Origin of the sequence: Shouchella clausii, from assembly GCF_002250115.1 — a bacterium.
GTDB lineage: Bacteria > Bacillota > Bacilli > Bacillales > Bacillaceae_D > Shouchella > Shouchella clausii.
On the sequence record NZ_CP019985.1, the window covers coordinates 3,508,205 to 3,522,114 of the forward strand.

General features: G+C 47.1%; 13 protein-coding genes. 12 read left to right on the forward strand and 1 reads right to left on the reverse strand.

The features are described 5' to 3' along the window. Positions 1–7 precede the first annotated feature (7 nt). The 10 genes from BC8716_RS17090 (at position 8) to BC8716_RS17135 (ending at position 10,635) form a co-directional block, all read left to right on the forward strand. On the forward strand, positions 8–1,261 hold the full coding sequence (locus tag BC8716_RS17090; protein ID WP_094427662.1) for a competence/damage-inducible protein A: 1,254 nt from the start codon (positions 8–10) through the stop codon (positions 1,259–1,261). Continuing rightward, on the forward strand, positions 1,258–2,871 hold the full coding sequence (locus tag BC8716_RS17095; protein ID WP_062750624.1) for a DEAD/DEAH box helicase: 1,614 nt from the start codon (positions 1,258–1,260) through the stop codon (positions 2,869–2,871). Before BC8716_RS17090 ends, BC8716_RS17095 begins: the two co-directional genes overlap by 4 nt. 228 nt (positions 2,872–3,099) lie before the next feature. Beyond that, positions 3,100–4,152, forward strand: coding sequence for a recombinase RecA (gene recA / locus BC8716_RS17100; RefSeq protein WP_094427664.1), 1,053 nt, complete (start codon positions 3,100–3,102; stop codon positions 4,150–4,152). 196 nt (positions 4,153–4,348) lie between these two features. Next, a complete protein-coding gene (locus tag BC8716_RS17105) occupies positions 4,349–5,341 on the forward strand; it encodes a metallophosphoesterase (RefSeq protein WP_094427666.1) in 993 nt (330 codons plus the stop codon). Continuing rightward, positions 5,328–6,764 (forward strand): AAA family ATPase, encoded by a 1,437-nt coding sequence (locus BC8716_RS17110; protein ID WP_094427668.1) that lies wholly within the window; start codon positions 5,328–5,330, stop codon positions 6,762–6,764. The genes BC8716_RS17105 and BC8716_RS17110 overlap by 14 nt, the downstream gene beginning before the upstream one ends. Continuing rightward, complete coding sequence (locus BC8716_RS17115; protein WP_094427670.1) at positions 6,761–7,015, forward strand: hypothetical protein; 255 nt, start codon at positions 6,761–6,763, stop codon at positions 7,013–7,015. The genes BC8716_RS17110 and BC8716_RS17115 overlap by 4 nt, the downstream gene beginning before the upstream one ends. Next, complete coding sequence (locus tag BC8716_RS17120; RefSeq protein ID WP_094427672.1) at positions 7,005–7,667, forward strand: AAA family ATPase; 663 nt, start codon at positions 7,005–7,007, stop codon at positions 7,665–7,667. Before BC8716_RS17115 ends, BC8716_RS17120 begins: the two co-directional genes overlap by 11 nt. A 139-nt stretch (positions 7,668–7,806) precedes the next feature. Then, entirely contained in the window at positions 7,807–9,384 is a 1,578-nt protein-coding gene (gene rny / locus BC8716_RS17125; protein WP_011247037.1) for a ribonuclease Y, read from the forward strand. A gap of 54 nt (positions 9,385–9,438) precedes the next feature. Further along, complete coding sequence (locus tag BC8716_RS17130) at positions 9,439–10,236, forward strand: TIGR00282 family metallophosphoesterase (protein WP_094427674.1); 798 nt, start codon at positions 9,439–9,441, stop codon at positions 10,234–10,236. Between the two features lie 135 nt (positions 10,237–10,371). Further along, a complete protein-coding gene (locus tag BC8716_RS17135; RefSeq protein ID WP_011247035.1) occupies positions 10,372–10,635 on the forward strand; it encodes a stage V sporulation protein S in 264 nt (87 codons plus the stop codon). A gap of 45 nt (positions 10,636–10,680) precedes the next feature. Here the strand turns inward: BC8716_RS17135 and BC8716_RS17140 are convergent, their stop codons facing one another. Beyond that, complete coding sequence (locus BC8716_RS17140; RefSeq protein ID WP_157730477.1) at positions 10,681–11,487, reverse strand: protein-glutamine gamma-glutamyltransferase; 807 nt, start codon at positions 11,485–11,487, stop codon at positions 10,681–10,683. 198 nt (positions 11,488–11,685) lie between these two features. On the opposite strand from BC8716_RS17140, the gene miaB reads away from it, so the two are divergent. Together miaB and BC8716_RS17150 are read left to right on the forward strand one after the other, a co-directional pair. Beyond that, entirely contained in the window at positions 11,686–13,248 is a 1,563-nt protein-coding gene (miaB, locus tag BC8716_RS17145; RefSeq protein ID WP_094429282.1) for a tRNA (N6-isopentenyl adenosine(37)-C2)-methylthiotransferase MiaB, read from the forward strand. Then, positions 13,245–13,664, forward strand: a complete 420-nt coding sequence (locus BC8716_RS17150) for a YlbF/YmcA family competence regulator (RefSeq protein ID WP_094427678.1) — start codon at positions 13,245–13,247, stop codon at positions 13,662–13,664. Before miaB ends, BC8716_RS17150 begins: the two co-directional genes overlap by 4 nt. Positions 13,665–13,910: the final 246 nt, after the last annotated feature.

Below are 13,910 nucleotides of genomic sequence, written 5' to 3' on the forward strand. Positions count from 1 at the left end.
GGATGGATTGAATGCAGAAATAATGGCCGTTGGCTCAGAGCTGCTTCTTGGCCAGATCGCCAATACAAATGGCCAATTCATCTCTAAACAGCTAGCAAGCATTGGTGTCGACGTGTACCGGCACACAGTTGTGGGAGATAACGAGGACAGGCTAAAAAAAGCACTTCAAGAAGCACATGAGCGTGCCGATCTCGTCATCTTAACGGGCGGGCTTGGCCCGACAAAAGATGACTTGACGAAAGAAACGGTCGCGGCGTTTTGTGGAAAAAAGCTTGTGTACGATGAAGCCGCTCTTCATGAAATTGAACATTATTTTAAACGCCATAACCGCGTCATGACACCTAACAACAAAAAGCAAGCCTATGTGATTGAAGGCTGCACCGTGCTTGCAAACCGTCATGGCATGGCCCCCGGAATGCTATGCGAGCTTGAAGACGGGAAAAAACTGGCGCTTTTGCCTGGACCACCGAGCGAAATGAAGCCAATGTTCGTCAACGAGCTTTTGCCTAAACTGTTAGGCGCAACTGAACATACAGAAATCACTTCCCGTGTGCTTCATTTTTTTGGAATTGGGGAATCACAATTAGAAACAGACCTTTTGGACTTGATTGCGACGCAAACGAACCCGACAATCGCTCCATTGGCTGGTGATGGGGAAGTGAAACTGCGCTTGACTGTAAAGCATGCAGATAAAAATGAAGCTGCCCGTTTGCTTGATGAAACGGAAGCATTGATTCGGAAACGGGTCGGTTCATATTTGTACGGCTACAACGAAACGACACTGGTCAAGGAAACGTTTTTGCGTTTGCAGGCGAGCGGTCTGACAATTGCCAGCGCCGAAAGCTTGACTGCCGGGCTTTTCTCAAGCGAATTGGCTGCGTTTGCTGGTGCATCGGACGTGCTAAAAGGGAGCGTGACTGCCTACTCCAATGAACTGAAGCAGCAATTGCTTCAAGTTTCAAGCGCCACCCTTGCTAGCGACGGCGCCATCAGCGAAGCATGTGCGTTGGAAATGGCACGTGGCGTCAAAACACTTTACGGTTCCGATATGGCCATCTCTTTTACAGGAGTGGCTGGGCCCGGGGTGCAAGAGGGCCACGAAGCGGGTACCGTTTTTCTGGCGCTTCTTTTGCCAGGAGGGAAAGAGCGCGTATACACGCTGTCTTTATCGGGGGGACGCAATGCCGTACGAATGCGGGCGGTGAAATTTGGCTATTTTTATTTACTGGAAGAATTGAAAAGGAGCAATGGTAGTAAATGACCTATTTTACAGACTTTGATATTTCGGACCAAGTGAAACAAGCAATCCAGGATATGGGGTTTGAAGAACCATCCCCTATCCAAGAAAAAGCGATTCCTGCCATTTTGACAGGTGGCGATGTAATTGGCCAGGCGCAAACAGGAACTGGAAAAACAGCTGCATTTGGGATACCGGTTGTTGATAAAGTGACCGAAGAGCGTTACATTCAAGCATTAATTTTGACGCCAACAAGGGAACTGGCCATTCAAGTTTCTGGAGAACTGCAAAAGCTATCGGCTCATAAACGGATTCGGACGTTGCCGATTTACGGCGGGCAATCGATCGGCCACCAAATCAAAGCGTTGCGCCAAGGAGTGCAAGTAGTGATTGGTACCCCAGGACGGATGCTTGACCATTTGCGCCGTGGAACGCTCAAACTTAATTCGGTCCATACCGTTGTCCTTGACGAAGCCGATGAAATGCTCGATATGGGCTTTGTCGATGACATCGAAGCGATTTTAAAGGAAGTCAATCAAGTTCGACAAACGTTGTTGTTTTCTGCGACGATGCCGCCTGCGATCCGCAAGCTGTCACGAAAATACATGAACGATCCGAAAACAGTGACGATTAATAAGGGCGAAGTGACGGCACCTTCGATCAACCAAGTTTATTATAAAGTATTGGAGCGAAATAAAATTGACTCCCTTTGCCGCATCATTGACAGCGATGATGTGGAGCTCGGCATTTTGTTTTGCCGCACGAAGAAAGGCGTCGCTGAATTGACAGAAGCGCTCCAAGCGCGGGGCTACCTTGTTGATGGTCTTCATGGAGACTTGACGCAATCTCAACGTGATGTTGTTATGAAGAAATTCCGCGACTCGTCGATCGAGTTTCTCATTGCTACAGACGTAGCCGCCAGGGGTATCGATGTAGAAAATGTCAGCCATGTCATCAACTACGATATTCCACAAGACCCTGAAAGCTATGTGCACAGGATTGGGCGTACAGGGCGAGCGGGCCGGACAGGCGCAGCGATTACGTTGGTTACGCCTCGGGAAATGAAGCATCTCCGCTCTATTGAAAAAGAAATCAAGATGCACATTCCGTCAGCAAGTGTGCCGACGATTGAAGAAGTTGTTGAAAAACAGCAAAGCTCTTGGAAAAACTTAATTGAGGATACAATTGAGCAAGGCGGCAAAGAAATGGAGTTGTTCTTGCCCCTTGTAGATGAAATTCTTGCTGAGCAAGACCCTAAACAAGTGGTTGCGGCGCTATTGAAATTAAAGTTTTCAACAGAGACGGCAACCGAAGATGCTGGCTACAGCTTTGGTGACACAGGCGGTGCCAAAGGAATGGTCCGCTTCTTCATCAATGTTGGACGAAATGTCAATTTGACGCCGAAAATTCTTGGCGAAGAAATCGGCCGCCTTGTCGGCATCCCTGTCAAATCGATTGGCCGCATCGACATCTTTGAAAACTTCTCCTTTGTCGATGTACCAGAAGAGGCTGCGCCATTTGTGTATGAAGGCTTGCGCTATTCCCGCATTAATGGAGCGCGCGTCAATCTTGAACCTGCTAAGCCGCGCCCGAAACGGGAGCGGCGCACGCCAGCGGGCTCACGCCGTTCATAGATCCTTAGCCAAAGCGTGCTGCTTTGTCAAACACGTAGTATCTACAGTCGGAAAGGCCGGGTTCCGCCCGGTCTTTCCTATTTGTCGTAAAAAAAGACGAATAAATGTTCGTAAAAACTATTGGCAAACGAAGCAAAACGCGTTATGATAGACTCATGCGAAGACTTACAACATTGTCCCTTACATGGATAACGATAGAAATGAGCGAATTGACAAGGAGAGATGAAAATGAGTGATAGAAAACAAGCGCTTGACATGGCTTTACGCCATATTGAGAAACAATTTGGCAAAGGCTCTGTCATGAAGCTAGGTGAACAGGCTGAACAGCGCGTATCGACGGTTTCAAGCGGTGCCCTCGCCCTTGATATTGCTTTGGGCGTAGGTGGCTATCCAAAAGGAAGAGTCATTGAAGTATATGGCCCAGAATCTTCCGGTAAAACGACCGTTGCCCTCCATGCAATTGCTGAAGTGCAGCGCAATGGTGGCCAAGCTGCTTTTATTGATGCTGAGCATGCTCTTGATCCTGTCTATGCGAGCAAACTAGGCGTTAATATCGATGAGCTCTTGCTGTCCCAACCTGATACAGGCGAACAGGCACTTGAAATTGCGGAAGCACTTGTGCGCAGTGGTGCCCTTGATATAATTGTCATTGATAGTGTAGCTGCGCTCGTACCAAAAGCGGAAATTGAAGGGGAAATGGGCGACTCGCATGTCGGCTTGCAAGCACGCTTAATGTCACAGGCGCTCCGGAAATTATCAGGAGCGATCAATAAGTCGAAAACGATTGCGATCTTCATCAACCAAATCCGTGAAAAAGTCGGCGTTATGTTCGGCAATCCAGAAACGACGCCAGGGGGGCGCGCCCTTAAATTTTACTCGTCCGTCCGCTTGGAAGTGCGCCGTGCCGAGGCGTTGAAGCAAGGGAATGAGATTGTCGGCAACCGCACTAAAATCAAAGTCGTCAAAAACAAAGTGGCTCCGCCTTTCCGTTTAGCGGAAGTTGACATTATGTACGGAGAAGGCATTTCCAGGGAAGGTTCGATGCTTGACATTGCGGCGGAACTCGATATTGTCGAAAAAAGCGGTGCTTGGTATTCTTACAAAGGCGACCGCCTTGGGCAAGGCCGTGAAAATTCAAAACAATTTTTGAAAGAAAACCCGGAAATTACCGCCGAAATTGAGCGTTTGATTCGTGACCACCACGGGCTCGACGGGGAAGCGAAGCTGGAAGAGGCAGCTGAAGAACAAGCTTTTGAAGATGTGCCTTTAGATTTAAAATAAAGAGAACAACATTGAGGCTCCCGAACAGAGTCCGCTGATAGACGCCCATACAAGAGGAGGAAAGATCTGGCCTGCGCCATGTTCTTTCCTCTGTATTTGAAAAACACGGGGTTTCAGCGGCAGCAACCGTTGAGGGGGCTTTTTTGATAGGAAAAAAAGAAGCAGTTTCACTTGCAAAAGGAGCCGACGGGATAAAATGGTCACGTTTTTATATTTTACCGATACCCATATCCGGGGGACAGCGCCTAAAAACCGTTTAGATGCGTTTCCAGAAACAATGAAACGAAAGTTGACAGAAATTATGGCTATTGCCAACCGTGAACAAGTGGATGTGCTTCTTCATGGTGGTGATGTTTTTGACAGGCCAGACTTATCGCCAAGCACAGTTGGCCAATTCGCACAAATTTTCCGGGAAGCTCCAGCGCCCATATACACGATTGCTGGGAACCATGATACATTTGGTCATAACCCGGAGACGGTGTCACGGACGATGCTTGGTCTCCTTGATGCGTTTGGCATTATGAAGCTCGTCCATCCTGGCAAGCCGATTTTGATTGAAAAAGCTGGTGTCCGCGTGCAAGTGTCCGGCCAGCCATACCATTATGAACTCGACCAGCGTGACCCTAAGCTAGACTATTATCCAATTAATGAAACAGAAGCAGATACGATGATCCACCTCGTCCATAGCATGCTCGTCGAAAAAGCACTGCCTGACGGCATTCCTCATACGCTGATTGACCACATTTGGGGGACGAGCGCCGACGTTATTTTGACAGGACATTACCATACTGGTTTTGGCATTAAAGAGCAAAACGGCAAATTTATTTGCAATCCAGGCGCAGTAGCGAGGATTAATAACCATTGGACAGAAGTAGAACGGCTGCCTAAAGTCATTATTGGTACTGTAACAAAAGAAGGCATAACGCTACGGGAAGAGACGCTGACTGTCGCTCAAAAAGGGAGCGACGTGTTGGACAGGGCTTATGTGGAAAAAGCAAGCCACCAGGAAGAAAAACTTCACGCCTTTGTCCAGCAAGTGAGAGAGCAGGCGGATTTCCAAACGCTGCAAATGAGTGAAATCATTCGTGAGCTCGCCTCTATGCAAGGTGTCGAAGACAAAGTAAAACAGGAAGCACTAAGGCGGATGACGATCGTGGAAGAGCGCTGGGAGCGTGATGAAACTGAATAATATTGTAAGTGTCAGGCTTGAAAATTTCCAATCCCATTTAGATAGCACGCTGCAATTTGACAAAGGCCTAAATGTGATCGTCGGCCAATCTGACAGCGGCAAGACCGCCATCTTGCGGGCAGTTCGTTGGGCATTGTTTAACCAGCCAAGGGGGACGGATTTTATCCGTGTCGGTGCGGATTTTGTCCGTGTGACGATCACAATGGAGTCAGGACGTCTCATCATACGCGAGCGGACCAGCTCAAAAAATCGCTACATCTTAAAAGAGCCGGGAGGACAAGACTTGGTGCTTGAAGGGTTTGGCAGCCAAGTGCCAGAAGAGGTGCTCCAAGCCCATGGCATGAGGTCGTTCCGGATTGATGGCGATAATGAGTGGCATTTGCAAATTGCCCAGCAGTTAGACGGGCCCTTCTTGTTGGAAGCGCCAGGATCGCTGCGCGCGAAAACAATTGGCCGCATGAGCGGTGCCCACTATTTAGACATGGCGATCCGCGATGCCTCTAAAGATGTGTACGGACTCAGCCAACGAATCAAACAGAAACAAGGAGAAGTGGAGGAAGCCAAAACGGCGCTCGCCCCATTTGATGGGCTTGAGGCTGCGAAGACAAAACTGGACAAAGGCTTTGAAAAATTGCGGCTAGCCAAGGCTGCCCAGGATAGACTGGCGAAGCTCAAGCAATGGCATGCCCGTTACATAGAGCTGACAAGAGCAGAAGCAGAAGCCAACAAACAAAAAGCCAGTGTAGCCCAGCTAGCTGATTGGGAAGTTCGTTATGAACGGTTGTGTGCGCTGGCTGTTAAAAACAAGCGCCTGAGCCAGTTGGCGGAACAATGGGCACGGCTCGAAAAAGACAGCAGCACCTGCTCTTTATGGCTTTCAAAAACAGCGCAAGTGGACAGTGCTTATAGCCTTCACCAGGCGATACGAAACGAGGCAACTCGTTATGTGCGTCTGACCACTCTTAAGCAGCAAAGCCAGGCAGTAAAGGACAATGAGCAAACATTGACAAAGGCAATGGCGCAAACAGCTTTTGTGCAAAGCCTAGACAGGAAGCAACTTGTACGAATGGAAGAGGAGAAAGCCAAAAAAGAACAGCTCGAAAAACTTGCCCGCCAGTGGCAGCAAACGCAGCAAGAATATACATCAGTGAAGGCCGCCAGTGCAGAATTGAAAGGGACAGATCAAGCAGCCCGGCAGTTAAACGAGGCGATTGAAACGACGAAGCTTTTAATGAAGTTAAACGATTATAAAAGACAGTTAGCAGAAGTGACAAAGCGTGCTGCTGATGGACAAGCGTTTGTGAAAGAAAAGCTGGCTGAGGAAAAGCAGTTGAGCAATCGTTATACGGAAACACTAAAAGCGCTTGGCATTTGCCCGACTTGTGGGCAAGCGATTAATCATGGAGGGGAGCATCACGAATGAACAGTGTAGAACAAGACTTGGAAAAAATGAAACAAGCAATTGAAAAGGCGAAAGACGTTCGTTACCGGGCTGAAGCAAAGCTTGAAGAGTTAGAGAATCAAAAGCAACGGCTGTTAGTTGAATTAGAGGAACTTGGCGTGAAGCCAGAGGAGCTCGACCAAGAGATTCAACGTTTAGAAGACAGCATTGCACGTTCCATGGATGAAGCATGGTCCCTTATTCCGAAGGAGCTTGTTAGCCGTGAGCAGTGAACGGGAGCTGGAGCAGTTAGAAAATGCTCTCCAGCAAGCGAGAGACCAATGGATGCGCCTTGATGAAAAGAAGCGGATGTTGCAAGAGCGACTTGAAGCGGCTGAAGCGGAACTTGTTCATATGGAAGACACGGTTGATACATATGAAAAGGCGCGCGTTCTTTTGCAACAATCAGCAGAATATGCCAGGGAGCAAGCCAAACAACAAATGGAGACGTTAGTGACAAATGCGCTCCAGTACGTATTTGGGCCGCTTGTCTCCTTTGAAATCGAATTAGAAGAGCACGGCAACCGTGCAGTTGCGGACATGTACGTCATTTCTGATTACGAAGGCATTCGTGTGAAGACGAAGCCCCAAGACGCCAGAGGCGGAGGCGTCGTTGACATTGTGACGTTGGCGCTCCGCGTTGCTTTGATGGAAACGACACAGCCGCGTCAGGCAGGTCCGCTGTTGCTTGATGAACCGGGCAAGCATGTTTCAGGTGAGTATACGCATTACTTATATGAATTTTTAAAATCGCTGGCAACGATGTTTGGCCGGCAAATCATTATGATCACCCATAACCACCACTTAGCCGAATCAGGCGACAAAGCCTTTTCAGTGGCCATTCGCGATGGGCTTAGCCAAATAGAAGACATTTCCAAACCTTGACATCGCCTGCGACTGAGCGTAGAATAAGAAATGATACAGTGTGTAAAAAAGGCTGTATTTTATGTAAGTTTGACCTGTAATTTAGCAAACGTGAATGAACCGTTAAAACCAACAATTGGATAGCAAGGGAGGTGAAACGATGCCAAGTTATACGTTGAGTCTCTTGGTTCTCTGCCTCATTGTACTTGCTTTCTCTGTAGTTTTTGCAGTTGTTGGATATCTTGTTCGAAAATCAGTCGCTGAAGCGAAAATATCAAGTGCGGAACACGCAGCAAAGCAAATGATTGATGACGCCAAGCGCGAAGCAGAAACGAATAAAAAAGAAGCGATTTTGGAAGTGAAAGACGAAGTCCATAAGCTTCGCAGTGATGCCGAGCGTGAGGTTCGTGAGCGAAGAAATGAGATTCAGAAACAAGAGCATCGTTTGGTCCAAAAAGAAGAGATTCTCGACCGCAAAAGCGAAACTCTCGATAAAAAAGAAGAATCGTTAGAAAAACGGGAGGAATCTCTCGCCAAAAAACAACGACAAGTTGAAGAGATGGAAAGTAAAATGAGCCAGTTGCTTGTTGAGCAGAAACAGGAACTGGAACGAGTATCTGGATTGTCACGGGAAGAAGCCCGAATGATCATCCGACAAGAGGTTGAACAAGAAATTGCCCATGAAACGGCTCTTTTGATTAAAGAAAAAACAGCCGAGGCAAAAGAAACAGCAGATAAACGCTCGAAAGAAATTTTGTCTCTTGCCATTCAGCGTTGCTCCGCTGACCACGTGGCCGAGACGACGGTCTCTGTTGTCAATTTGCCTAATGATGAAATGAAAGGGCGCATTATCGGCCGTGAAGGGCGGAATATTCGCGCGTTAGAAACGTTGACGGGGATCGATTTAATTATTGATGATACGCCGGAAGCGGTCATTTTATCAGGATTTGATCCAATTCGTCGCGAGATTGCCCGTTCAGCTCTGGAGAAACTTGTCCAAGACGGACGGATTCATCCCGCCCGGATTGAAGAAATGGTGGATAAATCGCGGCGCGAGGTCGATGAAACGATTCGTGAGTACGGCGAGCAGACGACATTTGAAGTCGGCGTGCACGGTCTACACCCTGATCTAATTAAGATTTTGGGCAGGCTGCGCTTCCGTACAAGCTATGGCCAAAATGTCTTAAAGCACTCGATGGAAGTAGCCCATCTAGCAGGGATTATGGCGGCAGAGCTTGGCGAAGACGTGAAGCTAGCAAAACGGGCAGGCCTTTTGCATGATATCGGCAAGGCGATTGACCATGAAGTTGAAGGCAGCCATGTGGAAATTGGCGTCGAACTTGCGACAAAATATAAGGAACATCCTGTTGTCATTAATGCAATTGCTTCGCATCATGGCGACACCGAGTCCACGTCGATTATTTCGACGCTTGTCGCTGCCGCTGATGCATTATCAGCTGCTCGTCCCGGCGCAAGACGGGAAACACTTGAAACGTATATACGCCGCCTTGAAAAGCTCGAGGAGATTTCCGAGTCGTTTGATGGCGTGGAAAAAACGTTTGCCATTCAAGCGGGGCGTGAAGTGCGGATCATGGTTCGGCCAGATGTCGTCGACGATGCATTGGCCCATAAACTAGCGCGTGACATCACGAAAAAAATTGAGCAAGAGCTCGATTACCCAGGTCATATTCGAGTGACTGTCATTCGCGAAACACGTGCTGTGGAATACGCAAAATAAAGTGGCGAAAGCCACTTTATTTTTTTGAAATTTGTTTGGAAAAGAGGGATTCCCTTGAGGATTTTATTTATTGGCGACGTTGTTGGCTCTCCCGGCCGCGACATGGTAGAAACCCATATGAAACGCTTGAAACAGCATTACAAGCCGACTGTCACAGTCATAAATGGCGAAAATGCGGCACATGGGAAAGGGATTACAGAAAAAATATATAAAGGTTTTCTTGATTTAGGCGCGCAAATGGTGACGCTCGGTAACCACGCTTGGGATAAACGGGAAATTTTTGATTTCATTGAGGACGCAAAATGGCTTGTACGCCCAGCGAACTTGCCTCCGAACACGCCTGGTGTCGGCTTCCGGGTGATGAAAGTCAACCAATTGAATGTCGCCGTCATCAATTTGCTAGGACGGACGTTTATGAATCCCGCGGATTGCCCTTTCCGTACAGTCGATCGGATTTTAGAGGAAATTGGCGCTGAAGCAGATTGCATATTTGTCGATTTTCATGCAGAAACGACAAGCGAAAAGCAAGCGATGGGCTGGCATTTAGATGGGCGCGTCAGTGCAGTGATCGGCACGCACACACATGTGCAAACAGCAGATGAACGGATATTGCCAAAAGGGACCGCCTACTTGTCTGATGTTGGCATGACTGGCCCTTTAGACGGCATTCTTGGCATGGAAAAAGAAGCGGTGCTGTACCGGTTTTTGACGAATTTGCCTGCGCGTTTTGAAGTGGCTGAAGGTCGCAAACAATTAAACGGTGTTGTGATTGATATTGATGACCGCACCGGAAAAGCAGCGAAAATTGAGCGCCTTTCCTTTTCCGATGAGCGCCCGTTTATGGAAATGTAGACAAATTTGTGTTTACGAGGCATATCCCTCCTATTTCTTCAATAGACATGTGATAAGGCGTTGGCCTGTTAATTGACAACTTGAGGAGACAACGATCGAACCAGCCCGCTTTATTTTATTTGAGGAGGGGTAGAAATGGAAGTCTTAAAGGTTTCAGCAAAATCTACACCAAATTCTGTTGCAGGCGCACTCGCCGGTGTCATCCGGGAACGGGGAGCCGCAGAAATACAGGCGATTGGCGCAGGAGCGTTAAACCAGTCCATCAAAGCGATTGCGATTGCCAGAGGTTTCGTTGCTCCCAGTGGAATCGACTTGGTCTGCATTCCCGCGTTTACAGACATCCATATTGACGGAGAAGAGCGAACGGCCATTAAGCTGATCATAGAACCTCGTAGCTAAAACAGGCTGCTGCATGGATACACGTGCAGCAGCCTGTTTTGCTTTTTAATAAAAGTCGATACGATCACCCATTTCCACGACGATTGCATCCACAAGCCCAGTACGTGGCGTGTAGCCAGTAGCGGAGAATGTACGCACCAATTTAAAGTTAAGACGTGTTACTTGGTCGAGCAAGTAAGCGGACGTTTGCGAGCCTGGGATCCGTTGCTCGTTTAAAATACGAATGATTTCTGCGCTCGGTTGAATCCCAATCCCATGGCCAAAGTACAAATCACGATCAAGCTTAATCGCGTTTTCGCCGCGCCAGACAGAATTATACGGGGCAAAATCGGGATTGTTAAAGTAAACACAGTCGCCAATACAATAATCAGTCCCTGTTCTCGTCACTAGTTGCAAGTCTTCGTCGTGTTCCCAGGAATACAAATATAGCCCTTGGAACAACCGATCAAACGAAGGACGGTCAATCGAATCGAGCACTGCCTTATAAAAAAGAATGATAATGGCAGTGGCGCATTCAAATCCGTAGGCTCTGCCATTTAAAAAGATATCGTTGATCGCATCAGACGGCCTAACAGAAGGTTTTAACTGGAAGGCGCCATTAGGCATCCGCTGCCAAAAGCGGGGATTGCAATAGGACTGTTGAAAGGACTCGAATGAGGCACCACTATGAAACATGGCCATTGACGCTTCGACCGTATGTAAGCGCAAAGCAACCTCAAAGCTGAGTTCATCAACGGATTGGTAGCGGTAGGTGGCGTCGCTTTCAAGCAAACTTGTTAGAATGGCGCGTTCCGCTTGGGATAAACCGTGGCTCGGTAATGTCTGCAACGGCTTTCCTGCAATTTCAATCATTGGACCAGCTCCCTTTATACGATTATTAAAACCTATGCGGCAAAAGGGACGTACAGCCCTCATTTTTATAGCTGGGGCTAGCGCTAGCATTGCTTTCAAATAAGATTGCCGCGAATCGGCTCTGTTCCATTGTTTTCTAAGGATGAGACACGTATAATATGGGAGGAACGTTTTGTTTGCATGGAAGGGGATTTTACAATGAGTGATCAAAACAAGACGAAAGATTACAGCAAGTATTTTGATTTTAGCGATGCGCGCGTTGTTTCTGAAGACGACGAGAAAAAAATCATTAAAATAAAAGGCCGGGAAATTACTATATACGATCAGCCGAATTATCGGGCAGGGCGAAAGAGAAAACGCGAAGACGTGCAAGTGCTTCGTCCCGAAAATTTGATCCCCGAAGATGTTGCCAATCTTGGCGCAGGGAAGAAATTTTTAATTCGGACATACGGCTGCCAAATGAATGTCCATGATTCTGAAAACATGTCAGGTCTTTTGCTCGGAATGGGCTTTGAGGAAACAACCGAAACAGAAGAGGCTGATGTCATTCTACTAAACACATGCGCCATCCGGGAAAACGCGGAAAACAAAGTGTTTGGCGAGATCGGCAACTTGAAGCCGCTTAAGTTGGAAAAGCCTGAACTGATTATTGGCGTATGTGGTTGTATGTCCCAAGAAGAATCAGTAGTTGGCAAAATTATGGAAAAGCACCAGCATATTGATTTGATTTTCGGGACACACAACATTCATCGGTTGCCTCATTTATTACGGGATGCGATTTTTGGAAAAGAAATGGTCATCGAAGTGTGGTCCAAAGAAGGCGATATTGTTGAAAACATGCCACGCTCTCGTAAAAACAAAACACAAGCATGGGTAAACATTATGTATGGCTGTGATAAGTTTTGCACATACTGCATTGTCCCATATACGCGAGGCAAAGAGCGTAGCCGCTTGCCTGAAGACATTATAGCCGAAGTGCGTGATTTGGCACGCCAAGGCTACAAAGAAATTACGTTGCTTGGCCAAAATGTGAATGCCTATGGCAAAGATTTGCCTGGCTCTTATCGACTTGGCGACTTGATGAACGAAATCCATAAAATTGATATTCCGCGCGTCCGGTTTACGACAAGCCACCCTCGTGATTTTGACGACCATTTAATTGAAGTGCTTGCCCAAGGCGGAAACCTTGTTGAACATATCCATTTGCCAGTTCAGCACGGAAATTCTGATATTCTTAAACTGATGGGCCGCAAATATACGCGTGAGCAATACATTACGCTGGCGAATAAGATTAAACAAGCGATTCCGAATGCTTCCTTTACAACTGACTTAATTGTTGGCTTCCCGAATGAGACGGAGGAACAATTTCAGGACATGCTTTCTCTCGTGGAAGAAATCCAATTTGATGCAGCGTATACGTATATTTATTCGCCTCGTGAAGGCACACCGGCAGCTCGAATGGAAGACAACGTCCCTATGTCTGTGAAAAAAGAACGCTTGGCCCGCTTAAATGCCCTTGTTAACGACATTTCCAACAAGCGCAACTTGGATTATCAGGACAAAATTGTTGAAGTGCTCGTAGAAGGAGAAAGCAAGAAAAATGAAGATGTTCTTGCTGGACGCACTCGGACAAACCGGCTTGTTAATTTCGTCGGACCGAAATCAGCAATTGGCGAGATTGTCTATGTGAAAATAACAGAAGCGAAAACATGGTCATTAGACGGAGAAATCGTTTCAGCGCCTGAGGTGAAAGCTCAATGACAAAATTGTATACGAGACAGGAAATCAAAGACAAAGCAAAAGAACTGGCAAATATGCTCGCACAAACAGAGGAAGTTGATTTTTTCAAGCGCGCAGAAAAGAAAATCAATGAACATCTTCGCGTCCAGGAAATGATTGCCGAAATCAAACGCTACCAAAAAGAAGCAGTGAATTTGAAGCATTACGGGAAGACAGAAGCGTTAAAAGAAGTGGAAGCGAAAATTGATGAATTGCATGATCAAATTGATGAGATTCCTCTCGTGCAAGAATTTAAACGGAGTCAAGTCGAAGTCAACGAATTGTTGCAATTAATCACGAACACAGTGTCTAAAACCGTTACGGATGAAATTATCCGTTCCATGGATGGCGATGTCATGCGAGGAACGACGACGAAAAACCCCTTTCATCACTGTTAATACGCTTGTTGTATTGCACTCAGACTGAAAGAAAACGCTTGTCAAACGAGGAGTGCGGTTAAGGGAAGATGCGAATAAAACGGGGTTCATGAGTATATGAGTGAGGCAAACGACGACGTATGAGAGCGTTTGTCTGCAATCTGAACACGGCAGCAATGCCGTGTTTTTGTTTTATAGGTCTAAACAGGGTCAGTGATTCATAGCTTGGTATAGAGACGTCTAGGCGTAGGGGCGTTGCACAACATG